General features: G+C 65.1%; 25 protein-coding genes and 1 pseudogene. 17 read left to right on the forward strand and 9 right to left on the reverse strand.

The window, feature by feature from the left end; genetic code table 11:
* Positions 1-845 precede the first annotated feature (845 nt).
* From OEJ37_RS07085 to OEJ37_RS07110, 6 genes are all read left to right on the forward strand, one after another.
* The gene (locus OEJ37_RS07085) at positions 846-1,151 is read left to right on the forward strand and encodes a hypothetical protein (protein WP_227791602.1); all 306 of its coding nucleotides are present in this window, start codon (positions 846-848) and stop codon (positions 1,149-1,151) included.
* Positions 1,152-1,163: 12 nt separating this feature from the next.
* Positions 1,164-2,807: a DUF2334 domain-containing protein gene (locus OEJ37_RS07090; RefSeq protein ID WP_263343714.1), complete on the forward strand. Its 1,644-nt coding sequence runs from the start codon at positions 1,164-1,166 to the stop codon at positions 2,805-2,807.
* Positions 2,808-2,913: 106 nt separating this feature from the next.
* Positions 2,914-3,882, forward strand: coding sequence for a hypothetical protein (locus OEJ37_RS07095; protein ID WP_263343717.1), 969 nt, complete (start codon positions 2,914-2,916; stop codon positions 3,880-3,882).
* Between the two features lie 250 nt (positions 3,883-4,132).
* Positions 4,133-5,332, forward strand: a complete 1,200-nt coding sequence (locus OEJ37_RS07100; protein ID WP_263343719.1) for a PLP-dependent aminotransferase family protein — start codon at positions 4,133-4,135, stop codon at positions 5,330-5,332.
* Between the two features lie 12 nt (positions 5,333-5,344).
* Entirely contained in the window at positions 5,345-5,536 is a 192-nt protein-coding gene (locus OEJ37_RS07105) for a hypothetical protein (RefSeq protein ID WP_175943706.1), read from the forward strand.
* Between the two features lie 97 nt (positions 5,537-5,633).
* Positions 5,634-6,230, forward strand: a complete 597-nt coding sequence (locus tag OEJ37_RS07110; protein ID WP_263343721.1) for a pyridoxamine 5'-phosphate oxidase family protein — start codon at positions 5,634-5,636, stop codon at positions 6,228-6,230.
* Positions 6,231-6,246: 16 nt separating this feature from the next.
* Here OEJ37_RS07110 and gcvA read toward each other — a convergent pair whose 3' ends face one another.
* Positions 6,247-7,140, reverse strand: coding sequence for a transcriptional regulator GcvA (gene gcvA, locus OEJ37_RS07115; protein WP_263343723.1), 894 nt, complete (start codon positions 7,138-7,140; stop codon positions 6,247-6,249).
* 134 nt (positions 7,141-7,274) lie between these two features.
* On the opposite strand from gcvA, the gene OEJ37_RS07120 reads away from it, so the two are divergent.
* The 7 genes and pseudogenes from OEJ37_RS07120 to OEJ37_RS07150 form a co-directional block, all read left to right on the forward strand.
* Positions 7,275-7,979 carry an SDR family oxidoreductase gene (locus OEJ37_RS07120; RefSeq protein WP_174420340.1) on the forward strand — a complete coding sequence of 235 codons (705 nt, stop codon included), beginning with the start codon at positions 7,275-7,277 and terminating at the stop codon, positions 7,977-7,979.
* A gap of 198 nt (positions 7,980-8,177) precedes the next feature.
* Positions 8,178-9,455 carry an epoxide hydrolase family protein gene (locus OEJ37_RS07125; RefSeq protein WP_263343726.1) on the forward strand — a complete coding sequence of 426 codons (1,278 nt, stop codon included), beginning with the start codon at positions 8,178-8,180 and terminating at the stop codon, positions 9,453-9,455.
* Positions 9,456-9,775: 320 nt separating this feature from the next.
* The gene (locus OEJ37_RS07130) at positions 9,776-10,819 is read left to right on the forward strand and encodes an alpha/beta fold hydrolase (protein ID WP_174420338.1); all 1,044 of its coding nucleotides are present in this window, start codon (positions 9,776-9,778) and stop codon (positions 10,817-10,819) included.
* The gene (locus OEJ37_RS07135; protein ID WP_152856721.1) at positions 10,819-11,355 is read left to right on the forward strand and encodes a cytochrome P460 family protein; all 537 of its coding nucleotides are present in this window, start codon (positions 10,819-10,821) and stop codon (positions 11,353-11,355) included. Before OEJ37_RS07130 ends, OEJ37_RS07135 begins: the two co-directional genes overlap by 1 nt.
* A gap of 289 nt (positions 11,356-11,644) precedes the next feature.
* Entirely contained in the window at positions 11,645-11,971 is a 327-nt protein-coding gene (locus OEJ37_RS07140; protein ID WP_263343729.1) for a DUF4148 domain-containing protein, read from the forward strand.
* A gap of 88 nt (positions 11,972-12,059) precedes the next feature.
* Complete coding sequence (locus tag OEJ37_RS07145) at positions 12,060-12,851, forward strand: alpha/beta fold hydrolase (protein WP_263343731.1); 792 nt, start codon at positions 12,060-12,062, stop codon at positions 12,849-12,851.
* Positions 12,852-12,925: 74 nt separating this feature from the next.
* Positions 12,926-13,408: pseudogene (locus tag OEJ37_RS07150) on the forward strand (amidase family protein); the annotation flags it as partial.
* 16 nt (positions 13,409-13,424) lie between these two features.
* On the opposite strand, the gene OEJ37_RS07155 reads toward OEJ37_RS07150, so the two are convergent.
* The 5 genes from OEJ37_RS07155 to OEJ37_RS07175 form a co-directional block, all read right to left on the reverse strand.
* Entirely contained in the window at positions 13,425-14,318 is an 894-nt protein-coding gene (locus OEJ37_RS07155) for an acetylglutamate kinase (protein WP_317891521.1), read from the reverse strand.
* 48 nt (positions 14,319-14,366) lie between these two features.
* Positions 14,367-14,888, reverse strand: a complete 522-nt coding sequence (locus tag OEJ37_RS07160; protein WP_263343735.1) for a PTS sugar transporter subunit IIA — start codon at positions 14,886-14,888, stop codon at positions 14,367-14,369.
* 138 nt (positions 14,889-15,026) lie between these two features.
* The gene (locus OEJ37_RS07165) at positions 15,027-15,245 is read right to left on the reverse strand and encodes a hypothetical protein (protein WP_263343736.1); all 219 of its coding nucleotides are present in this window, start codon (positions 15,243-15,245) and stop codon (positions 15,027-15,029) included.
* A gap of 58 nt (positions 15,246-15,303) precedes the next feature.
* Positions 15,304-15,675: a DUF6697 family protein gene (locus OEJ37_RS07170; protein WP_175943685.1), complete on the reverse strand. Its 372-nt coding sequence runs from the start codon at positions 15,673-15,675 to the stop codon at positions 15,304-15,306.
* 419 nt (positions 15,676-16,094) lie between these two features.
* Positions 16,095-16,223, reverse strand: a complete 129-nt coding sequence (locus OEJ37_RS07175) for a hypothetical protein (RefSeq protein ID WP_263343737.1) — start codon at positions 16,221-16,223, stop codon at positions 16,095-16,097.
* 227 nt (positions 16,224-16,450) lie between these two features.
* Here OEJ37_RS07175 and OEJ37_RS07180 point away from each other — a divergent pair, with 227 nt between their 5' ends.
* The gene (locus OEJ37_RS07180) at positions 16,451-17,599 is read left to right on the forward strand and encodes a porin (RefSeq protein ID WP_174420330.1); all 1,149 of its coding nucleotides are present in this window, start codon (positions 16,451-16,453) and stop codon (positions 17,597-17,599) included.
* A gap of 155 nt (positions 17,600-17,754) precedes the next feature.
* Here OEJ37_RS07180 and groL read toward each other — a convergent pair whose 3' ends face one another.
* The 3 genes from groL to OEJ37_RS07195 all read right to left on the reverse strand — a co-directional run bounded on the left by groL (position 17,755) and on the right by OEJ37_RS07195 (position 20,811).
* Complete coding sequence (gene groL, locus OEJ37_RS07185) at positions 17,755-19,395, reverse strand: chaperonin GroEL (RefSeq protein WP_111019568.1); 1,641 nt, start codon at positions 19,393-19,395, stop codon at positions 17,755-17,757.
* A 12-nt stretch (positions 19,396-19,407) separates the two neighbouring features.
* Positions 19,408-19,698 (reverse strand): co-chaperone GroES, encoded by a 291-nt coding sequence (locus tag OEJ37_RS07190; RefSeq protein ID WP_011694564.1) that lies wholly within the window; start codon positions 19,696-19,698, stop codon positions 19,408-19,410.
* Positions 19,699-19,851: 153 nt separating this feature from the next.
* On the reverse strand, positions 19,852-20,811 hold the full coding sequence (locus OEJ37_RS07195; protein ID WP_174420328.1) for a LysR substrate-binding domain-containing protein: 960 nt from the start codon (positions 20,809-20,811) through the stop codon (positions 19,852-19,854).
* A gap of 184 nt (positions 20,812-20,995) precedes the next feature.
* On the opposite strand from OEJ37_RS07195, the gene OEJ37_RS07200 reads away from it, so the two are divergent.
* From OEJ37_RS07200 to OEJ37_RS07210, 3 genes are read left to right on the forward strand one after another with little or no spacing between them, the layout of a single operon-like run.
* Complete coding sequence (locus OEJ37_RS07200; RefSeq protein WP_263343865.1) at positions 20,996-22,117, forward strand: M20 aminoacylase family protein; 1,122 nt, start codon at positions 20,996-20,998, stop codon at positions 22,115-22,117.
* 59 nt (positions 22,118-22,176) lie between these two features.
* Entirely contained in the window at positions 22,177-22,959 is a 783-nt protein-coding gene (locus OEJ37_RS07205; protein WP_174420327.1) for an ABC transporter substrate-binding protein, read from the forward strand.
* A 60-nt stretch (positions 22,960-23,019) separates the two neighbouring features.
* The gene (locus OEJ37_RS07210) at positions 23,020-24,204 is read left to right on the forward strand and encodes a porin (protein ID WP_174420326.1); all 1,185 of its coding nucleotides are present in this window, start codon (positions 23,020-23,022) and stop codon (positions 24,202-24,204) included.
* Positions 24,205-24,235: the final 31 nt, after the last annotated feature.

The raw sequence follows: 24,235 nt of genomic DNA on the forward strand, positions 1-24,235 counted from the left end.
GAAAAAGGCTCTGTCAGCCTGGAGCTTTCTCGGTGCGATCACGTAATATCCTCAAAGATGAAACGTGTTCAGTGGGTGACTTTTGAAAGTTGGTATTGCCTCGCTCACTTCCGTCCCCCGCCGGGGTGGATCCTGCACCATTAATGATTGCAGCCGTTCTCGATCCAGCTCCCCGCAGCGCTCCCTGAGCACCGTCGTTTCAATACGCAGTTCATAAAGCAAGTCGCGCGCCATTGCCGTGCCACCCTTGACCGTCCGGGCGCCTGCGGGCGCCGCGCAAGATCGGCCCACCGAATCCGAGCCAAACGTTTCAGTGCTGAAACGCAGGGGCGATTGATCAGACGAAAAGAAGTTTGCAGGCTCGTTGCCGCTTGCCGGCCGCCGTCATCGGGAAATCGTCACGTGATTCCGGCGATCACCGGCCGTAAAGAACGGCGATAAACCCGAAAATCAGCGTCTCCAGTCGCCATGACCTGTGCGAGCCAACCGAGTCGATTGCCGTGTCACTGTCCGCGAAGCGTTGGGGGAACTGGTTTTCCCTGAATCGTCCGAACAGGCTTCAATTGTTTGTCACATGAAAGCTGCAACAGCGGTTACGTTGCATGCCTGAAACGTTTTTTCGCAACAATTTTGGATTGCCACGACGCACCGATTTCGGTGGCTTGATCCCGCGCCCATTTGCGACCGATGGTACGGTTCTAGCTTTAAAACAAAAACATCCGGTCCTGGATTTTTGTATGAAATCAAGTGTGCAGGAAAAAATAAAGACATAACGCCCTGATTATCAATGGCACGCCGCCGTGCTCGTTTCGTTAACGAGATGAATTTATTTTGCATATCAAAGGATGAAAATCATGCTTTCTCATCGCAATCGATATTTTCGGAACGGATTGAGCACCGTTGGATCACTCGTCACATTAATCTCCGCGCTCGCCTTCGCCGTCGCTGTTCAGGATACGAGTGCGCAGCAGACAAGTAATTCATCTGCCGTAAAGATCAAACCACCTCCGTTGCCGAACGGTTCCGCCCAGGTCAAGGTGAAGCCGGGTATGTCCGACGAGGATTGGGAGAAGGCGTACAAGGAGACGGGGCGCCCCAAGTTCAGCAGGAATTCCGTCAAGAAAGCCGGCGGCAACGTGCAACGTGACTAGGGAGAAACCGCCATGAAAAAGATCTTGCTTGTCATAGCCCTGCTTGCCGGACTCGCGCAAATGACGTTGCCGAGCACGGTGCACGCGCAGACCACCACCGCACATACGCTCGTGCTTTACGACAACCCGGCCAACGATCCGTATTCGAAGCTTGGCCTGATGTACAGCATCATGTTGAGGAACCTGCTTGGCCATTTCAACGCGACGGTCGACCTGGTTCCGATACAGAACTACACGTCCGGGATGGTCGCGAACCACGACGTCACGTTCTACATCGGCGACTACTACAACAACCCGATTCCGACGGCGTTCATGAGCGACGTGATGACCGCCACGAAGACCGTGGTCTGGTTCAAATACAACTTGTGGCAGCTTGCATGGAACACGGCGTTCACCTTCAACCAGACCTTCGGGTTCAGCTTTCTCGGCATCGCAGGGTTGAACGCGGCACCATCGTCAAGCAATCCGAACCCCGGCTTCTACGACACGGTCACGTACAAGAACCTGCCGATGGTCAAGTACTACGCGTATGACGCGTCGACCGGCGCCATCAACGCGGACCCGGATGTCGGGCTGACCCAGATCGTCGATGCCACCAAGGCGCAGGCGCTCGTCACCATCAAGAACAGCAAGAGTGGGGCGACCACGCCATACATCATGCGCTCGGGCAAGTTCTGGTATTTCGCGGACATGCCGTTTTCGTACATCGGCCCGATGGATCGATACCTGGTGATATGCGACATCCTGCACGACATCCTGCAGACCAATGCACCGGTGAATCACCGCGCGCTCGTCCGTCTGGAAGACCTCGATGCGTATACAACGACGAGTTCGATGAAAAAGCTGACGGACTTCCTGTACTTCAAGAGGATTCCGTTCACGATGGCCACCATTCCCCTGTATACGGATCCGAACGGCTTTTACAACGGCGGTGTGCCGGAGACGATCCATCTTGCGCAGGCAACGGGCCTCAAGAGTGCGCTGAACTACGCGTTACCGCGCGGCGGCTCGATCGTGATGCACGGCTATACGCACCAGTACGATTCGACGCCGAATCTTCTGACTGCGGTCAGCGGCAGCGACTATGAGTTCTGGTATGCGGTCCAGAACCGTCCTGTCGATGAGGACTCCATTCAATGGGCGGAAGGTAGAATGGCCGATGGCCTCCTCGAGTTCACGAGCAACGGCTACAAGATCGTCGGCTGGGCCTCGCCGCAGTACCAGATGTCGCCGTTGGCATCGGCGGCCACCGCCCTTACGTTCCCGACGACGTTCCAGCGGGCCGTCTACTACACCGCGACCAATCCGCAAATCGGAACGGGTGCACCGAACCAGGACTTCTCGGCCGGGCAGTTCTTCCCATACATCATCAACGCCGATTACTACGGGCAGCGGATCATTCCGGAGAACCTGGGCAGTGTCCAGTACAACATCTGCAATATCGACCCGTTCTCGTGTATCACCTACACATGGCAGCAAATCGTGACCAATGCTCAATATGGTCTGGCGGTGCGGGACGGTTTCGCGTCCTTCTTCTTCCATCCGTACTGGCTTGAACCCGATCTCGGATTGCCGGCCTACCAGGACTTCCAGAGTATGGTGAACGGCATCACGAATCTCGGCTACAAGTGGGTAGACGGCACGACTGCCAAGTGACGCGAGTGTGGTGGTAACCTCGTGCGACCCGCATCGGAAATGCGGGTCGCACGTTTGCGTTTGATCGGCTACGATGACGCGCGAGAATGCTTCGGGGGAGCCAGCGATGACCACGTCCGCCATCCCGGCCGTGCGCAAATTTCAACAGCGTCTGGGCCGGTTTCGACCGGCACGCGGACCGCGCCGACGCGCTGGCGAGCCGCGTTCGCACCGGGCGGCGACGCTCGCGGCGATCGGCGCATCGCTCGTCGTGGCCGCATGCAGCTGGACGGCGCACGACGTTCACGCCGACGGAATCGTCTGGCAGGTGGACAACACGACGACGAATCCCGTCGGAAACTGGCAGATGCTCGGCGTACACGATCTGTTGATCCAATGGACCGTCGTGGACGATACCGCGTTCGTTGCCAACACCCGCATCCCTACCGCGGCGCACCTTCCCGACTGGGAACGCATCGGTCGTGCGCCGTGGGCCAGAAACGTGATCCTGGGCCTGGCCGGCTACCAGGACGAAAAACGTGCGCGCACCCACCTGGCGACGCTCGCGGACCAGTCCGTGGAGGTGGCGCGCGTGCATCTGCCGCTGCATGTCGCCGGCTACTACTTCCCGGTCGAAATCGATCCGACCTGGCAGGAGGCGCCCAAGCTTGCCGAGATCCTGCAGCGACTGCCTCGTCCGCTTTGGGTGAGCGTCTACGACCAGACCAATATCGGCGGAAAAACGCTGGCGGACTGGCTCGCAACGTGGCTGCCGTCGGACGTCGGGGTGTTCTTCCAGGACGGCTGCGGCGTCTATGCCCGCGAGCCACAGGTCGCGCGCACCTACCTCGACGAGCTGGCTTCACGCCTGGGCAAACGACGCGTGCGGGTCATCGCCGAGGCCTTTCGGCCAGCCGAGCATGGCGGATTCCGTTCGGCCAGCGCCGAGGAATTGAGCAGGCAGCTCCAGGTTTATCGCGGCTATCCGGTCTATCTGTTCGATGGTCCCCACTATGTGTCGGACGACCTCATGCGTGAACTCAACAACCGGACGGCCAAGAAGCACCCGGTCGGGCCTGGCGGTACGGAGCGCTGAGTCTGCTTCATCCCGGTAAACGGGGGGCAGGCAAGTGGTGCGCGAGACGAAACAATCGGCCGGACTGGATCGCCGCGACAGCCTCATTTGATGACCAAACCGCAAGACCTAGTGCATAGATATCGTTTGCCGCGGCCTTAATGACTATCGACAATCGTGGCTCGAATTCGCCGCCGTGGCGCCAGAAGCGCACCGGTGGCCGGCACCCGGCGGCTATCCCGGCCGTTCGCGCCATCCTGCTCACGACGACATGTACGCGTTCACTCCTTCATTCCAGAATCCCGCCGGCTCGCCGATTCGCGAGTTGTTCAAGTACCTGTCCGAACCGGGCATGATTTCCTTCGCGGGCGGTTATCCGGCCAGCGACCTGTTCGACGTCGACGGCCTGAACACGGCGGCCGAACGCGCGTACGCGCAGCCCGTGCGCTGCCTGCAATACGGCCCGACCGACGGCCTCGCCGAACTGAAACAGCAACTGATCGCGTTGATGGCGCGTCGCGGCGTTGCGTGCACGCCGGCCGAACTGCTCGTCACGACCGGCTCGCAGCAGGGCCTCGACCTGCTGCTGCGCGTGATGGTGTCGCCCGGCGACGTCGTGCTGACCGAACAGCCGGCTTACCCGGCAACGCTGCAGGCGATGCGTCTGCAGCAGGCGCGCATCGTGACGATTCCGGTCGACGGCGAGGGCCTCGACGTCGATCGTCTCGGCGAACAACTCGCGTCCGGCGCGATCGCCCAGCCGAAGCTGCTCTACACCGTCCCGACCTTCGCGAACCCCACCGGCGCGACGCTCACGCGCGAACGCCGGCTGAAGCTGCTGCGTCTCGCGGTGCAATACCGTTTCCTGATCGTCGAGGACGATCCATACGGCGACTTGCGCTTTGCGGGCGAAGCCGTGCCGTCGATGCTCGCGCTCGCCGATGAAGTGGACGGCGCGCGCGACTGGATCGTGCATTTCGCGAGCCTGTCGAAGATCGTCGCGCCGGGGCTGCGGGTGGGCTGGACGATCGCGCCGGCCGAAATCGCGCGGCGCTGCGTGATCGCGAAGCAGACGGTCGATCTGTGCAGCTCGCCGTGGACGCAGGCGGCCGCCGCCGAATATCTGGCCGACGGCGCGCTCGAACGCCATCTGCCGCGCATCACGGCCGCGTACCAGCGCAAATGCGACGCGATGTGCGACGCGCTGCGCGACGGTTTCGGCGATGCGATCGAATTCCATCGCCCCGAAGGCGGGATGTTCGTGTGGGCGCGGATCGGCGCGGTGTCGTCGGACGTGCTGCTGCAACACGCGATCGCCAACAAGATCGTGTTCGTACCCGGCAAGGCGTTCTTCGCGGACAACGTCGACGCGGCATCGCTGCGCCTGTCGTTCGCCGCGCCGGACGTCGATGCGATCCGGGAAGGCGTCGCGCGCCTCGTGCGCGCGTATGGTGCGGCGCTGGCCGCGTGAGGAGACATGAACGTGAATATCACCGTTAACGAAACGGCATCGATGGGCGCAGTGTCAGGCGCCGGCGATAACCGGCCGGCAAAGCATCGCTCGTCGCAGATCAGCGCGGGGCCGCAGTATGTGGCCGACGTGCTCGGCCGCTTCGGCGCGGAGCCGACGACCGATGCCGGCGATGCGGCGCCGGTCGTGCTCGGCTACAACTGAACGGCACGAAGGCGGCGGCCGCATCGGACGCGAGCCGTCGCCGAAGCAAACGGTTAAGCTTGCGCGATCGACACACGTACGATTGCCGCCGCCCCTCATGTCCGACTCGACCTCCGAATCGCTCACCGAAACGTACGACCGCCTCTGGTCCTGCCTCGAAACCGGCGTCGGCGTGCAGCGCTCGCCGTTTACGATGCTGCAGGCGGCAACCCTTGGCCTCGATGGCGCGCCGAAGGTACGCACGATCGTATTGCGTCAGGCGAGTCGCGCCGATCGCGTGCTGTCGTTTCATACCGATGCGCGCTCGGAGAAAGTCGCGGAGTTGCGCCGCGATCCGCGTATCTCGATTGTCGCGAGCGATCTCGATGCGCTCGTGCAGATTCGCGCGGAAGGCGTTGCATCGATCTGCGACGACGAAGCGCAGCGGCGCGCGATCTGGCAATCGAGCCGTCCGCATACGCTGCTGCTGTATCGCGCACCGTTACCGCCCGGCACGCCGGTCGCGTCGCCAGAAGCAGCGCATGTCTCGGCGAGGCAAGACACGGTGTCTTCCGGCGACGGCTACGAAAACTTCTGCGTGATCCACATGACGGTCACGCGCATCGACTGGCTCGAACTCGCGCGCGCCGGCCATCGTCGAGCGGTATTCGACCTGAACGAAAGCGGCTACGAAGGCCGCTGGATCGCCCCCTGATCCGGACGCAGGCCGCTCAAGGCCGTTCGTCCGCCGCCGCCTGCCCGATCATCCAGTCGCGCATCATCGCGATCGCATCGTCGTCGCGGCGCTCGGCCGGATACACGAGATAGAACCCCACCGACAGCGGAAACGCGAAATCGAACGGCTTGCACAGCCGGCCTGCCGCGATATCGCGTTCGACCAAAGGATCGGTCGCGAGCGCAATCCCCTGGCCGGCCACGGCCGCATCGATCGAGAGCGACGTCTGGTTGAAGCGCAGCCCCTTGTGCGGATCGATATCGACAGGCTCGGGCATCGCTTCAATGAACTCGGGCCACAGGTCGTGCGCATCGTGCAGCAGCACATGGCCGGCGAGGGCGCGCGGCGACGCGGGTGCGGCCAGCAGCGTGGGGCTGCATACGGCGCACACATCGAGCGGGAACAGCGCATGCGCGGCGAGATGCTTGCCGAACGGCGGCTTGCCGTAGCGGATCGCGAGGTCGACGCCGTCGTGGCGGAACGTCGCGAGCTGCTGGTCGGCGATTACGCGCACGTCGTAGTCGGGATGCGCGTCGGTGAACTGCGCGAGCCGCGGGATCAGCCACTTCGACGCGAACGACGGCGTCGTGCTGATGGTCAGTGCCGCGCGACGCTTCACGAGCTTGTCGGTTGCATCGGCGATCGCGTGCAGCGCGCGCTGCACGTCGGAGAAATACGCGGCGCCGTCGTGCGTCAGCGCGAGGCCGCGCGGCAGGCGCTCGAACAGCTTCAGGCCGAGCACGTCCTCGAGGTGGCGCACCTGCTGCGCGACGGCGCCTTGCGTCACGCCGATCTCGTCGGCCGCGGCGCGGAAATTGAGGTGCCGTGCGGACACTTCGAACGCGCGAAGCGCATTCAGCGGCGGCAGGCGGGAAGGGCGAGGCGGCATCGTCAGGATGTAGAAAAACTATCGTCTGGAGGGAGAAATACTGGTTCGACAGTCGTGTGTGATGCGCCTACATTACCACCATGGCGCGCCGAATGGCGGCTGCGCGGCGGCAGGTTTCGAACGAGGAGCAGATCGTGACTGTAGAAAAAGTGGCGTTGATCACCGCGGCGGGCAAGGGCATGGGCGCGGCGATCGCGCGCGAACTGGCGGCGACGGGTTACCGCGTCGCGCTGATGTCGCCGTCGGGCAGCGCGGTGGCGCTCGGCGAGGAACTGGGCGGGTTCGGCATCCAGGGCTCGGTCACGGAAGAAGCCGATATCGACCGGCTCGTGCAGGAGACGGTCGCGCGCTACGGCCGGATCGACGCGGTCGTGAACAATACCGGGCATCCGCCGAAGGGCGAGTTGCTGGCGATCACCGACGACAACTGGCACGCGGGGCTCGACCTGATCCTGCTGAACGTGGTGCGCGTGATGCGCCGCGTGACGCCGATTTTCCAGCAGCAGGGCGGCGGCGCGGTGGTCAACATCTCGAGCTTCGCGGCGGACGCGCCCGAACAGCCGATGCCGGTGTCGTCGGCGCTGCGCGCGGCGCTGAGCGCGTGGACGCGCCTCTACGCGGAACGCTATGCGGCCGAGAACATCCGGATGAACGCAGTGCTGCCGGGCTTCATCGACAGCTGGCCGGAGACGCCCGAGATCGTCGCGCGCATTCCGGCCGGCCGCTTCGGCAAGACCGGCGAGATCGCGAAGACCGTCGCGTTCCTGTTGTCCGACGGCGCGGGCTACATCACCGGGCAGAACATTCGCGTCGACGGCGCGATCGTCAAGGCGCTCTGAGCGTCGTACCGGCGAGCGGCGGCGCGGGCCGCTCGCCGCGCAACGGCTACAAACGCGTACAAATCAGACAAATTCGGGATACATCGGACCTTTCAAATGGGCGACGCCGCGTGACCGGGGCGCGCCGGATTGAAAGCCAAGGCGCGATCCAGCGCGCGGCATGTTCACTTTCCACTTCACGAAAGGAGATGCCGAACGATGTCTTCCACACCGTTTTCCCCGATGCGTCGCCATCTGCTGGCCACTTCCGTGGCTGCCGGGGTATCGGCGATGCTACCCACCGCGCTGCATGCCGCGACCGGCGCCAGCGGCATACGCCCGTTCACCGCGCACATTCCCGATGAAGCCGTGGCCGACCTGCGCCGCCGCATTGCGGCAACGCGCTGGCCGGGCCGCGAGACCGTCGCCGACGAATCGCAGGGCGTGCGGCTTGCGCGCATGCAGGCGCTGCTGCGCTACTGGGGCACCGACTACGACTGGCGCAAGGGCGAGGCGCGCCTGAACGGTTTCCCGATGTTCATCACGGAAATCGACGGGCTCGACATTCACTTCATCCACGTGCGCTCGCGGCACGCGAACGCGATGCCGATGATCATGACGCACGGCTGGCCCGGTTCGATCTTCGAGCTGCTGAAGGCGATCGGCCCGCTGACCGACCCGACCGCGCACGGCGCGAGCGCGGACGACGCGTTTCACGTCGTCGTGCCGTCGCTGCCGGGCTTCGGTTTTTCCGGCCGGCCGACACAGACGGGCTGGGGTTCCGACCACATCGCGCGCGCGTGGGGCGAGCTGATGGCGCGGCTCGGCTATACGCGCTTCGTGTCGCAGGGCGGCGACTGCGGCTCGGTGATCTCGCACCGGATGGCGATGCAGCGCGTGCAGGGTCTGGCCGGGATTCACGTGAACATGCCGGCGACGGTGCCGCCGGATATCGCGACGCTGCTCGCGACCGATTCGCCCGCGCCGGCTTCGCTGTCGGCGAAGGAAAAGGCCGCATACGAGAAGCTCGCGACGTTCTATCGCGACAACTGCGGCTACTCGGCGATGATGGTCACGCGTCCGCAGACGGTCGGTTATGCGCTCGCCGATTCGCCGTCCGGTCAGGCCGCGTGGATGTACGACAAGATCTCGCAGTGGACGTACAGCGGCGGCGTGCCCGAACGCTCGATTCCGCGCGACGAGATTCTTGACGACATCTCGCTGTACTGGCTGACGAACACCGCGACGTCGGCCGCGCAGATCTACTGGGAGGATCACTCGAACAACTTCAACGCGGTGGATATTTCGCTGCCGGCCGCGATCACGGTGTTCCCGGGCGAGATCTACCAGGCGCCGCGCAGCTGGGCCGAGCGCAGTTATCACAACTTGATCTATTTCAACGAAGTCGACAAGGGCGGGCATTTCGCGGCATGGGAGGAGCCGGAACTGTTCGCGCGCGAAGTGCGGGCCGGGTTCCGGCCGCTGCGTCGCGGGTAAGCGTGGGTTGAGTGGTGAACGCGGGCTGGCTGTCGCGCGGCTCGCGTTTGTTTTCGTTCTGTCGACTGTGTCGAGCGGGGCCGATCAGCCGCGCGGCCTGCAGAAAACCGTCGTTTCCCCAACGATTTTTGAATCGCTGTGTGTCGTGTTCGAACACAGATACGTTGCGATACAAAGCATCCCGATGGTTCGGATATAAAACCGGTGAAGCGTTTCACACGGCCGCGCGGTGTCATGCGCCGCCGCTGCGAACGGCGATACCCGCATACCCGCACGTGCCGCGGGCCCTTCTTTTAGCGATCGACAATGGAGAACGAGTCATGCCTGATACCGTGAACACCCGCCGCCGCCTGATCCTGGGTACGACGCTGGCGAGCCTGAGCCTCGCCGACCTCGGGTTCGGCAACCTGGCGCGCGCGCAGTCGGCGCCCGATGCATCGACTGCGAAGCGCGCGGCCGGCGTTGCGTCGCTGGGCACGATCCACCAGATCGACGCGGGCGTGCTCAACGTCGGGTATGCGGACCTCGGGCCGAAGAAGGGCCCTGTCGTGTTCCTGCTGCACGGCTGGCCGTACGACATCTACAGCTATGCGGAAGTCGCGCCGCTGCTGGTTGCGGCCGGCTATCGCGTGATCGTGCCGTACCTGCGCGGCTACGGGTCGACGACGTTCCGCTCGGCCGACACGGTGCGCAACGGCCAGCAGGCGGTGACGGCCGTCGACATCGTCGCGCTGATGGATGCGCTGAAGATCGACCGCGCGGTGTTCGGCGGCTACGACTGGGGCGCGCGCACGGCCGACATCATCGCGGCGCTGTGGCCGCAGCGCGTGAAGGCGCTGGTGTCGGTGAGCGGCTACCTGATCGGCAGCCAGGAGGCGAACCGCAAGCCGCTGCCGCCGCAGGCCGAATTCCAGTGGTGGTATCAGTTCTATTTCACGACCGAGCGCGGCGCGCTCGGCTACGCGGCGAACCGCGATGCGTTCAACAAGCTGATCTGGCAGCTCGCGTCGCCGAAGTGGCAGTTCTCCGACGAAACTTATGCGCGCTCGGCCGCATCGTTCCAGAACCCCGATCACGTGGCCGTCGTGATCCACAACTATCGCTGGCGCCTCGGGCTCGCGAAGGGCGAGGCGCAATACGACGACATCGAGCGGCGTCTTGCCGCCGGGCCGGCGATCACCGTGCCGACGATCACGATGGAAGGCGACGCGAACGGCGCGCCGCATCCGGACCCGGCCGCGTATGCGAAGAAGTTCACGGGCAAGTACCAGCATCGGACGATCACCGGCGGCATCGGCCACAACCTGCCGCAGGAAGCGCCGCAGGCGTTTGCCGATGCGATCCTGCAAGTGGAGCATCTGTGATGCGGGCACGCAGTGGCATCCGGCGTCGCGGCATGGGCCGCGCGCTCGTCGCGGGTGCGTTGCTGGCCGGCTCGCTGTCGGCCAGCGGTCCGGCCGCGTTCGCGGAACAGCCGAAACCGGCCGCGTCGCCGATCTACGGCGTGACGATCCCGCCCGGCTACCGGAAGTGGGAAATGGTCGCGCCGGCCGAAGAGGCCGCGCCGCTCGACGAGCTGCGCGTGGTGCTCGGCAACCCGGTCGCGATCCGCGCGCTCGAACAGGCGACGCTGCCGTTTCCGGACGGCACGATCCTCGTGAAGCTCGCGTACAAGCGCAAGCAGTCCGAAGAGTTCGCATCGGCGACGGTGCCGGGCCAGGCGACGACCGTGCAGGTGATGGTGAAGGACTCGCGCCGTTATGCGTCGACGGGTGGCTGGGGTTTCGGGCGCTTCATCAACGGCGTGCCGGCCGATATCGGCCAGCACCAGACGTGCTTCGCGTGTCACCAGGCGCTTGTGAAGAACCATGACTATGTGTTCACGCGGCTTGCGCCATGACGTGACATGCCGGCGTGGAGTTGACGGAAAGGCGTGCCGCGCGAGGCACGCCTTTTTTTGTGGTGCGTTTGCGCTGCGTGTGTGCCAGCGAGCACTTCGGAAGACGAGTTTGTATCGCACTGTATCTGCGGCCGTTCCGGAAAAAATGGCATGCAGAAAGCACCGGTTTCGGAAACATGCCGGATACGTGGGCGGGTTCTACTGTCGACATGCAGGAAACGTTCGATGCCTGACGTTCGCATCGGATGCCAAGTGATCGACACCCCAACTTCCGTCAAGGAGCATGTTCATGAAAACCGCCCGAATCCTCGCCGTTGCCGTCCTCGCCGCCGTCCCCGCTTTGTCGTTCGCCGATACCGGCCATGGCCTGTCGCGTGCCGACGTGCGCGCCGAACTCGTCCGGCTGGAACAGGCCGGCTACAACCCGGCACGCAGCGAACCGCATTACCCGGACGATGTCGCCGCCGCGCTGCAGGTCGCGCGTTCCGACCAGAACGGCCCGTCGAAGTCGCAGGGCGACAACGTGGCCGATGCGTCGGCACCGGCCAGCCATCGCGACGCGGCACCGGCGCGCGCCGCGCGGAACGCGGCCGACGACCTGTACGCACATTCGTGATCCGTTGCCGCGCCTGCCGCATGCAGGCGCGGCCGTCACCGCAGCACTTCACTTCATGTAACGACACAACAGAGAAAGGAGCATGACGATGGCCGGTTCGATGAAACGGGTTCTGGTATCCGCCGCGGTGATCGGCGGACTGTTCGGTGCGGTCGCGGCGCAGGCCGCGCCGAAGGACGACCTGAAGGGCACGAATGTCGTGCTCGTGCACGGTGCGTTTGCCGACGGGTCGAGCTGGAACCGCGTGATTCCGCTGCTCGAGGCGCGCGGGCTGCATGTGGTGTCGGTGCAGAATCCGCTGAGCTCGCTCGCCGACGATGCGGCCGCGACGAAGCGCACGATCGACGAGCAGAAGGGGCCGGTCGTGCTGGTCGGCCATTCGTGGGCCGGCGTCGTGATCAGCGATGCGGGCAACGACGACAAGGTGAAGTCGCTCGTCTACGTCGCGGCATTCGCGCCCGACAACGGCCAGTCGATCGCCGACGTTACGCAAGGGCTGCCGGCGCCGGCATGGGCCGGTGAACTGCGCAAGGACGCGGGTGGGTTCGCGCGGCTGTCTGACAAGGCGATCGCGCAGGATTTCGCGCCGGACCTGCCGCCCGCGCAGCAGCGCATCGTTGCGGCGACCCAGGGGCCGTGGTATGGCGGCTGCATTTCGGAGAAGGTTGCGCAGGCTGCGTGGCATGCGAAGCCGTCGTCGTTCGTCGTCGCGACGCAGGACCGGATGATCGATCCGAAGCTGCAGGAAACGACGGCGAAGCGGATCGGCGCGACGGTCACGCGCGTGAACGGCAGCCATGTCGTGATGCTGAGCCAGCCGAAGGCCGTGGCCGACGCGATCATCGCGGCCGCGGAACGCGTGAAGCAGGATGCGCAGTGAGTGAACGCGGCGCCGCGTCTTAGTTGAAGCGTGGCGCCGCGAGTGATTGTGATGTTCTTCCGCGAGGAGAAATCATGACGCAACTCTGGCAACTGTCGGCAACCGAACTCGCGAAACGTGTGCGGCAGCGCGAAGTGTCCGCGCGCGAAGTGGCGGACGCCGTGCTCGATCGTCTCGATGCGGTGAATCCGGCGATCAACGCGGAGATCGAGCACCGGCCCGACGACGTGCGACGGCAGGCCGACGAAGTCGACCGAGCGATCGCACGCGGCGACGATCCGGGCCCGCTCGCGGGCGTGCCCGTGACCGTGAAGATCAACATCGATCAGGCGGATTTCGCGACGACCAACGGCACGCGCCTGCAGGAGAACCTGATCGCGCGCATCGACAGCCCGGTGGTCGGCAACATCAGAAAAGCCGGCGCGATCCTGCTCGGCCGCACCAATTCGCCGACGTTCGCGCTGCGCTGGTTCACGTCGAATCTCGTGCACGGCCACACGCGCAATCCGTCGTTGACGTTGCTCGCTTGCGGCGGCCCTTGCGGGTCGCCGCGAGCGATTTCAGGTTGTCAGGTCAGAACCGGACGACCTGCTTCTGCTCGACGTTGAAGCCGTCGCGCAGCACGCACGCGGAATCGGCGAAATAGCGGCGCGTTTCCGACAGCAGGTCGGTATTGCCGCGACGACAGAACACCACGCCCGACCCTTCCTCGGTCAGCAGTTCGTCGATCAGCGATTCGGGTTGCCCGATATCGGCGAGATGGACGTTCTGCACGCCATGTGCGAGCGCATCGAGCGCCTCCCGCACGCAGGGCGCCGCAGCGGCGGCCGGATGCTCGGCGAGCCATTGCTCGAGTTCCGTGATGCCGTACAGCCCCGCGAGTTCGCCGAGTTCGCGCAGCAGCGTGCTTTCGACCATCATCACCAGCGTGACGGCGCCCGTGCGTTGCGCGAAGAGACTGCCGACCCGTTCGGGGCGCAGCAGGCGATCCTGGCCTGCGTCGTCCGGCGCGACGGGCATCACGACGGGCACCAGCCCATTCCCGAGAAACGCGTTCAACGCGGTGCCGTCGAATTGCGCGACCGGGCTCGTGTTCGCGCGATCGGATTCGGCGCCGGCGACCAGCAGGCCGCCGTCATGACCGTCGATGCCGATCGCCTTGACGCTGTGACTGCCGATCAGGCGCACCAGTTCGTGGTTGATGTCGGCCATCGCGGCGTGCGCGGCGTGGACGGATTGCGCGCCGGACGTGGCCGCCCCGCCCTGGACGACGACCGGACGGATGCCGGTGAGCGCAAGCAGCGCGACATCCTGCGCGAACTCCTGGCGAAAGCGCGCGTCGCGCGCGGCGCCGCCATCGACGATGACGACGGTCTGCCCGTGCAGGGCCTGCATGAACGGCAGCGAGCGAGCCAGTCCGGCCGCGCGCCGCGACGCAAGAGTGGGACTTTCAGGGTCTGGGAACATGGGAATCCGAAAGAATGAGGGAAGTGCCTGTCGCCGCACGATGCGGCGTCAGTGCGTGCGCTTCATGAGCCGGTGAATCTCGTCGGGCGTCAGCGCGTCGCGCGACGCCTGCCGGAACGAGCGTTCGCTGAAGCACCGCGCCGCGTCGGCGAGCAATTCGAGGTGCGCGCGGTCGTCCTCTTTCGGCAGGGCCAGCACGATGAATTCGCGCACGGGCTTGCGGTCCGGCGCGTTGAACGCGAACGGGTACAGCGTGCGAACGAACAGCGCGGCGGCCGAGCCGAGCCCGTCGACACGCGCATGCGGAATCGCGACGCCCTGGCCGAGGCCGGTCGAACCGAGCCGTTCGCGCTTCGCCAGTTCGTTCGCGATCCGTTCCGCGGAAACCCCGCTGCTGCGCGCGATGAATCGCGCGGCGAGGTCGAACAACTGGATCGCGCTGTCGACCGGCACGTCGAGCAGGATGTTGTCAGGCGGACAGGCGTCGGCAAGCCGGGTTGCGAGCGGCAAGCCGCCGCGTCGGTGGGAAAGGTCGGGTTGGCCGCCGATGGCGGCCTGCTGCGTTTGCATGCGGATCTCTCCGTGTCGTGATGACACGGAAATCCTAGACACATCCGCGTAAAGACGGTGTCAGATACGCGGGGGCGCGGTATTAAAATTTCGTATCGATTGCGGCGCGGCTCTCACCGCGCGCCCGATACGGATTCTTCACGTGCCCGACAGCACGAACGGCAGCATCGTCAGCAGAAAGACCGAAATGCCGACGACCGGCGCGCCGAACGCGATCGCCGCGAAGGCCAGCGCGGCGCTGGTCAGCACGAGCGCTCTCGACCGGCGGCGGTGCCGGTCGTGCGCCGTTGCCTTGTCTTCGCGGACGGCATCGGCCCGCGCGCCGATCACGTGTTTCCAGAACGTCAAGCCAAGCATGATTGCTCCTGTATGAAAGACGACCGAGGCACGGCGCGCGATGCGCCGTGCACGCGTGTCAGCAGCGCTTGAGCTTCAGTACGCGCGAGATCTGCCCGGACGTGAAGCCGCTGTTGCGCACGTAAGGCGCGCAGTCGAGCGGCGCCGTGAGCGATTCGCTGACGACGTATTGGCCGACGAAGCGGAACGCATCCGTTTCCATCTTGATGAACACCGGAATCGCATCGCGTTGCGCGGCGAGCGTCCTGCCGGCCGCACGCGCGGACGCGCTGCCGTCGCAGAGGATCACGTCGGGTGCGTGCGGGTTGAGGTCCGTGCGCAGGCAGGCGGCCACGACCTTGCCGTTCTTCGTCGGCAGGAATGCCTGTTTGCTGCCGCCGCATGCGGTGTGAATGAATTCGCGTGTGTACTGCTTGTCGATCTCGAACATGGCCGGGCTCCGGTATCGGAAATTTCCGTGAATGAACTCAGGTATGCAAAGCAATCCGACCGGATCGGCATGCGGGATGCGGGCAAGCGATCGGTCATTGCTTTGGCGGCGGATCGATGGCGCGTCGTTGCAGCGGGATTCGTTGCGAGCACGCCTGAGCGCGCGATGCGCGATTACCGCATCGACGTCGTATTCAAGCGTGCACGGGAGTGACTACGGCGCGCACCGTCCGCCTGTCGGCAGGACGGTGGCTCGGGAAGGAGAGACGCAGGCGTCCTGCCTGTCAGGCAGAAAAGCAACTCGGGGGACGAGGACTTCGGATGCGCATGTCGCGTGCTCGGTGGTGGATTGCGAACATATTCTAGTGAACGCACGCGTGGCCGCAAGTAAAAAGGTCGTAAAGGCGCGTTGATCGCCTGCTACGTGCAATGCCGGAGGTGCACGCCGGTGCGGCACGGCGCACATCGGAACGTGTGGTTCGCGCCGCTGCTGCCCCACAGCCGTTCGCCGCCATCGACTTGCGGCAGGTTCGAATCGAGCTGCATCACGAAGCGCATCCTGCGGCCTCAATCCGGTGCGGACTCAGCCGGTCGATGCAACACGATGGAAGCCGCGCGGCCGCGACCGCCATTGTTGACGACGTTGCAAAGGTCCAATCCAGAATCGGCAATAGGTTCCGGGAAAATGACCGATTATTCTCCCGATCGCAGTGCCGGACTCCGGATGCGAGTGCTATCGGACTGCTTACAAAATCAATCGCTCAGGGAGGCCTTTCATGAAACGCATCGTCCTATCCGGTGGTATCGGCGCGGTGTTCGCCGTTGCAGCATCGTCCGCGTTCGCGCAGAGTTCCGTCACGTTGTATGGCCTCGTCGATACGGCGATCCGCTATCAGACCAATGCCGGCCCGGACGGCAAGGACCTGATCGGGATGACGGTCGGCCCGGAGACGCACAGCCGCTGGGGCTTGCGCGGCAGCGAGGATCTCGGCGGCGGGCTGTCGGCGATCTTCCGCCTCGAGAACGGCTTCGAGCTCGGCGACGGCAAGCTGCACGTCGCGAACACGCTGTTCAGCCGGCAGGCGTACGTCGGCCTGTCGAGCAACCGCTACGGTTCGCTGACGTTCGGCAACCAGTACGCGCCGCTGTACGACACGATGGGCGACATCTTCGATCCGATGACCGTCGGCGACTATTGGCAGGACAGCTGGGCGTACAACGGCATCGGCAACTACCTGACGGTGCCGAACTCGGTGAAGTACCAGTTCTCGTACAACGGCTTGAGCGTCGACGCGATCTACGGCTTCGGCAACCATGCCGGTGCGATGGGCCTCGACAGCACGTACGGCGTGGAGCTGACCTATGCACACGGGCCCGCGTCGATCAACGCGGGCTATCAGCAGACTTCCGTGTCGTCCGTGAACGGCAGTTCGGTCAACGGCGCGAAGGTGAGCTTTGTACACGTGAGCGGCGCGTATCAGGTCACGCCGTCCGTGCGGCTGCTGGCCGGCTGGCTGCACGGCCAGGACAAGACGGGCACGACGGACTTCAACATGCAGCAGGCCGGTGCGCCGACGCTGGGCGGCGGCAGCCCGAACCGCATCGACGATACGTTCTACGTCGGCGCGAACTGGCAGGCCACCGCGCCGCTGCTGATCACGGTGGCAGGCTACTACGGCCACGCGCGCAACGCGGCGCGGCTCGACGGCACGCTCGGCTCGGGGATCAACTACTCGGCGACCGTGCTGGCCGAATATGCGCTGTCGAAGCACACCGAGGTTTACGGCACGGTGGACTTCGCGCGCGGCAACGGCGCGTTCGCCGCCGACTATCCGGGCGCCACCAACCGACTCACGGGCAAGGTCGACCAGATCGGCCGGACCAACAACGTCGGCGCGGCGATCGGTCTGCGCCAGATGTTCTGAAGTTCTGAAGACGGTTGGCCCGTTGCGGCGCGGCCGGAGGCGGCGTCGCGTCCGCAACCGCCGTGCGCATCAAAAACGCGTGGCGACCGAGGCCGTCACGCGTTGCATGCCCGAGCGTATCGCCGCCCGGTTCGGGCGGCGCGCCGCGCCTGTCGTCAGAAGTCGAACCCCGGCCCGCCCGCGCCCGGTCCGCCCGGCACCGCGGCCGGCGCCGCATCCTTCGGCGCTTCGAACACGGTTGCATCGGTCGTCAGCAGCAGCCCGGCGACCGACGCCGCGTTCTGCAGCGCCGTGCGCGTGACCTTGGTCGGATCGAGCACGCCCGATTCGACGAGGTCGCCGTACTCGCCGGTCTGCGCGTTGTATCCGAAGTTGCCCGAGCCTTCCGCGACCTTCGCGACGACGACGCTCGCTTCCTCGCCCGCGTTCGCGACGATCTGGCGCAGCGGTTCCTCGAGCGCGCGCAGCACGATCTTGATGCCCGCATCCTGGTCGGCGTTCACGCCCTTCAGCTCGCGGATCGCCTGACGCACGCGGATCAGCGCGACACCGCCGCCCGGCACGATGCCTTCCTCGACGGCCGCGCGCGTCGCGTGCAGCGCGTCGTCGACGCGGTCCTTCTTCTCCTTCACCTCGATCTCGGTCGCACCGCCGACCTTGATCACCGCAACGCCGCCCGCGAGCTTCGCGACGCGTTCCTGCAGTTTTTCGCGGTCGTAGTCCGACGTCGCTTCTTCGATCTGCACACGGATCTGCTTCACGCGCGCCTCGATGTTCTTCGCATCGCCCGCGCCGTCGATCACGGTCGTGTTTTCCTTGCCGACCTCGATGCGCTTCGCCTGGCCGAGTTCGGCGAGCGTCGCCTTCTCGAGCGTCAGGCCCGTTTCCTCGGCGACGACCTGGCCGCCGGTGAGGATCGCGATGTCCTCGAGCAGCGCCTTGCGGCGATCGCCGAAGCCCGGCGCCTTGACCGCGACCGTCTTCAGGATTCCGCGGATGTTGTTCACGACGAGCGTCGCGAGCGCTTCGCCTTCGACGTCCTCCGCGATGATCAGCAGCGGCCGGCCCGACTTCGCGACCTGTTCGAGCACCGGCAGCAGGTCGCGGATGTTCGAAATCTTCTTGTCATGCAGCAGGATGTACGGGTTCTCGATCTCGGCGATCTGCTTGTCGGGATTGTTGATGAAGTACGGCGACAGGTAGCCGCGATCGAACTGCAGCCCCTCGACGACGTCGAGCTCGTCGGCGAGCGACTTGCCGTCCTCGACGGTGATCACGCCTTCCTTGCCGACGCGGTCGATCGCTTCCGCGATGCGCTGGCCGATCGATTCCTCGCCGTTCGCGGAGATCGTCGCGACCTGCGCGATTTCCTTGCTGGTGGTGGTCGGCCTGCTGATCTTCTTCAGCTCGTCGACGGCCGCTGCGACGGCCTTGTCGATACCGCGCTTCAGGTCGAGCGGGTTGAGCCCGGCCGCGACGTATTTCTGGCCTTCGCGCACGATCGCCTGCGCGAGCACGGTGGCCGTGGTCGTGCCGTCGCCGGCCGCGTCGCTGGTGCGCGACGCGACTTCCTTCACGAGCTGCGCGCCGATGTTCTGCAGCTTGTCCGCGAGTTCGATTTCCTTCGCGACCGACACGCCGTCCTTCGTGACGACCGGCGCGCCGAAGCTGCGTTCGAGCACCACGTTGCGGCCCTTCGGCCCGAGCGTGACCTTCACCGCGTTCGCGAGAATGTTCACGCCTTCGGTCAGCTTCGCACGTGCGACGTCGCTGAAAATGATTTCCTTCGCTGCCATGATTGCGCTCCGTTATTGATTGACGACCGCGACGATGTCTTCCTCGCGTAGCACGAGGAATTCATTGCCGTCCACCTTGACGGCCTGGCCCGCGTACTTGCCGAACAGCACGCGTTCGCCCACCTGCAGGTCGGGCACGATGCGCTGGCCGTCCGTGTCCTTGCGGCCGGGGCCAACGGCGATCACTTCACCCTGGTCGGGCTTCTCCGCGGCGCTGTCGGGGATCACGATGCCCGACGCGGTGGTGGTTTCCTGATCGAGTCGCTTCACGATGACGCGGTCGTGCAAGGGGCGTAGGCTCATCTTTTCGTCCTGTGCTGTTCTGTCGAAATTGGTTGGCACTCTTCATCAGAGAGTGCTGACGAGTATAGAAACGCACGACGGCGCGATCCAATAACGGATTCGGAAAAGCATTTGCGCGGATGCGCTATGGACGGGAGACGGGCGGGGCGGAGGTCAGATCAGCAGCGATAACGTCCTGAACAGCGCAAGATCTTCCTTGCGCGCGGATCGCGCATGTCTGCGGATCACGTGCAGCAGGCAGTCGATGAAGCAGCGAGCGGCGTCGCTCAGCGTGCTGCTGCGGCGCGTGACGATCCCGAGGTCGCGCGGCTCGAACGTCTCCTTCAGTTGCAACGGCCGCATCCGTTCGCCGAACGGCGGCACGGCCGCGAGTATCGTCGGGCACCACGTGCACATGTCGGCCTGCTCGAGCATCGTCTGCAACATCGCGACCGACTGCGCGCGCACGATGCGCCGTTCGTCGATCCGTGCGCCGTGGCGCGTGAACAGGTAGTCGACGAGCGCGGCTTGCCCGTCGGCCGCGAAATTCAGCACCCAGTCGTGGTCGAGCAGGTCGTGGATCGATCGTGCGCGTTCGCGCGGATGGCCGGCGCGCACCATGACCGAGGTCTCATAGCGCAGCATCGGCTCGAACGCGAATTCCTGCATGCCGCCCGGTTGCACGTGCCCGAGCGCGAAGTCCATGCTGCCGTCGCGCAGCAGCGGCTGCGCGACGGCCATCAGCGCTTCGTAGAGTTCGAGGCGCACGTCGGGCATCCGCTCGCGAAAACGCAGCACGGCTTCCGCGAGGAACGTCATCGTGAGCCACGGCGTGACGCCGATGCTCAGCCGGCCCTCGACGCGGCCGCGCATGCGTTCGAGATCGCTCTGCGCGTGCTCGAGCTGCTTCAGCACGAGCTTCGCGTGCTGAAGCAGCGTCTTTCCGTATTCGGTGAAGCCGATGCCCTCCGGCGCACGCACGAGCAGCGGCAGGCGCTCGCTCGCCTCCAGCTCGCGCAGCGCGCGCGTGACGGCCGCCTGCGACAGCCCGAGCGTGCGTGCCGCGCCGCGGATGCTGCCGGCCTCCGCGCTCGCGACGAGCGCCTGCAACTGATGCAGCTTGATGTTGCTCATGGTGCGATACCCGACAACGAAAGGTTGTCATCATAACGAAACCGCGGCTGGTCGCCGGGATTTTCGCTGCATACGATTCGGCCACGATCGGTCATCCGGGCGATCGGCAAGCGGAATGCATCGGGGAGAATCGGGGTTGGACCAGAAACATATTCATCCGGAAATAGCGGGCATCGAGGCGGAGATGATCGCACTGCGTCACCGGCTGCATGCGCATCCCGAACTCGGCTTCGAGGAACACGCGACAAGCGATCTCGTTGCCGATTGCCTGACAACGTGGGGTTATCGGGTGACGCGCGGGCTCGGCGGCACGGGCGTGGTCGGCACGCTGACGCGCGGCGCCGGGAAACGGCTCGGGTTGCGCGCGGACATGGACGCGCTGCCGATCCGCGAGACGACCGGGCTGCCGCATGCGAGCCGGCGCGACGGCGTGATGCACGCGTGCGGCCACGACGGCCATACGGCGATGCTGCTTGCGGCGGCCCGCTGCCTTGCGGGGCGCGCGCGCTTCGCGGGCACATTGAACCTGATTTTCCAGCCGGCCGAGGAAGGGCTCGGCGGTGCGAAGCGGATGATCGACGACGGACTGTTCACGCAATTTCCGTGCGATGCCGTGTTCGCGATGCATAACGTGCCGGGCCTGCGGGCCGGCGTGCTCGGCTTCTGCGACGGCGCGGCGATGGCGTCGGCCGACGAGGTGCGCGTGCGCGTGATCGGACGCGGCGGGCATGGCGCCGCGCCGCACACGACGATCGATCCGGTGGTCGTGTGCGCGTCGATCGTGATGGCGTTGCAGACGGTCGTGTCGCGCAACGTGAATCCGCAGGAACTCGCGATCGTCACGGCCGGCTCGATCCATGCGGGCACCGCATCGAACGTGATCCCGCCGCATGCGGACCTTGAACTCAGCGTGCGTGCGCTGTCGCCGGACGTGCGCGAGCTGCTCGAGCGGCGCATCCGCGAGATCGTGGATGGGCAGGCCGCGAGTTACGGCGCGACGGCCGAGATCGACTATCGATACGGCTATCCGGTGCTCGTCAATCACGCGGCGGAAACGGCATTCGCGCGCGACGTGGCCCGCGAATGGGGCGGTGACGCGGCGCTGATTCCGCATCTGCGGCCGATCGCGGCCAGCGAGGATTTTGCATTCATGCTCGAGGCGTGCCCGGGCAGCTACCTGTCGATCGGCAACGGCGACGGTGCGGCCGGATGCGGGCTGCACAACCCCGGCTACGACTTCAACGATGCTTGCCTCGCGACGGGTGCGAGCTACTGGACCGCGCTCGCGGAGCGTTACCTCGCGTGACGGGGCGGCACGGATTCGATTCAAGCTTTCGATTCACGATTTACACAAGGAGACGGGCAATGAAACAGTGGATGGCGGCGCTCACGATAGCGCTGGCGGCAGGATCGGTGCATGCGGGCGACTGGACGGGCAAGGAGATCCGCCTCGCGGTCGATCCGACTTACCCGCCGCTCGAATACAAGCTGCCCGACGGCACGCTGACGGGTTTCGGGATCGACATCACGAATGCGTTGTGCGCGGAGCTGCACGCGCGCTGCGTGTGGGTCGAGTCGAGTTTCGACGGGATGATTCCGGGGCTGCTCGCGCGCAAGTTCGACGTGATCGCGTCGTCGATGACGATCACGCCGAAGCGGATGCAGCAGATCGCGTTCACGAACCGGATCTCGAACGCGCCGGCCCGGCTGATCGCGCACAAGGGCTCGCCGCTGCTGCCGACGGCCGAATCGCTGAAAGGAAAACGCGTGGGCGTCGAACAGGGTTCCGCGCAGGCCGACTACGCGGTCGCGAACTGGCAGCCGGCCGGCGTGCAGATCGTGTCATACCAGAACCAGGATCAGGTGTACGCCGATCTCGTGACAGGGCGGCTCGACGCGGCGTTCCAGGCATCGATCGCGGCCAGCGACGGCTTCCTGAAGAAGCCGCAGGGCAAGGACTTCATGTTCGCCGGCGCGCCGATCGACGACGTGAAGTACTTCGGGCAGGGCGACGGCCTTGGGTTGCGCAAGCAGGACAACGACCTGCGCGACGCGTTCAACCGCGCGCTCGCGACGATTCTCGCGAACGGCACGTACCAGCGGATCAACCGGAAGTATTTCGACTTCGATATCTACGGCGCGAAGTAAGCGGCAGCGCACGAAATGTGCGCGATCGACCATAAATAAATAAATAAATAAGGAATACGGATGAACTGGAGATCTATTTTTGTCGCGATTCCGGCGCTGTGCGCAGCGCCCGCGTTCGCGCAAGGCAGCGTCACGCTTTACGGCCTCGTCGATGCGGGCATCGACTATACGAACAACGTCGGCGGCCATGGCGCGTGGCAGATGGCGAGCGGCTTCGCGCAGGGCAGCCGCTGGGGGCTGAAGGGTACCGAGGATCTGGGCGGCGGCTACAGCGCGCTGTTCCAGATCGAGAGCGGCTTCAACGTGAACAGCGGCACGCTGGCGCAGGGTGGCCGCATGTTCGGGCGTCAGGCCTACGTCGGGCTCGGCAGCACGCGCTTCGGCACGCTGACGCTCGGCCGGCAATACGATTCGGTCGTCGACTATCTCGCGCCGACGACCGCGAACGGGAGCTGGGGCGTCTATCCGTTCTCTCACCCGCTCGACAACGACAACACCGGCAACACGTTCCGCACGAACAATACCGTGAAGTATGCGAGTCCGGATTTCTCCGGCTTCTCGTTCGGCGGCACGTACAGCTTCAGCAACGACACGGGCTTCGCGAACAACCGGGTATGGAGCGTCGGCGCGCAGTACGAGCAGGGCGGCCTGCTCGTCGGTGCGGCGTTCCTGAACGCGGACAACCCGGGCGCAACATCGGGCGGTGCGATCGCGGGTTCGGGGTCGGTCGGCGCCGATGCGAATTTTGCGTCGGCACGGCTGCGGATCTTCGGGGCGGGCATCAACTACACCGCAGGGCCCGCGACGGTCGGGTTCGCGTACACGAACAGCAACGTCACGCGGCCGACCGCGAACGTCGGTTACCTGTTCGGCGACGAAACGATCGAACCGGTGACGGGGCCACTCGCAGGCGGTACGGTGACGGCGATCAAATATCAGAACTTCGAGGTGAACGGCAAGGTCCAGTTCACGCCGGCGTTGTTCGTCGGCGCGCAATACGTGTACACGACGGTGCGCTACGACGCGACGACCGGCGCCGCGAAGCCGAAGATCCATTCGATCGGCTTGATGGCCGACTACAACCTGTCGAAGCGCACGGATGTGTATCTGATGGGTGCGTACCAGCGGATCGCCGGAGACGCGACCGGCTCGTCGCTCGATCAGGCGTATATCCCGGGTGCGGCCGATCTGTCGTCGACGTCGAAGCAGTTGATGGTGCACGCGGGAATTCGGCACAAGTTCTGATTGAACCTGCCGGAAAGAAGGCGGCGGCTAA

The sequence above is a fragment of the Burkholderia sp. BKH01 genome (assembly GCF_025685725.1).
Lineage (GTDB): Bacteria > Pseudomonadota > Gammaproteobacteria > Burkholderiales > Burkholderiaceae > Burkholderia > Burkholderia pyrrocinia_C.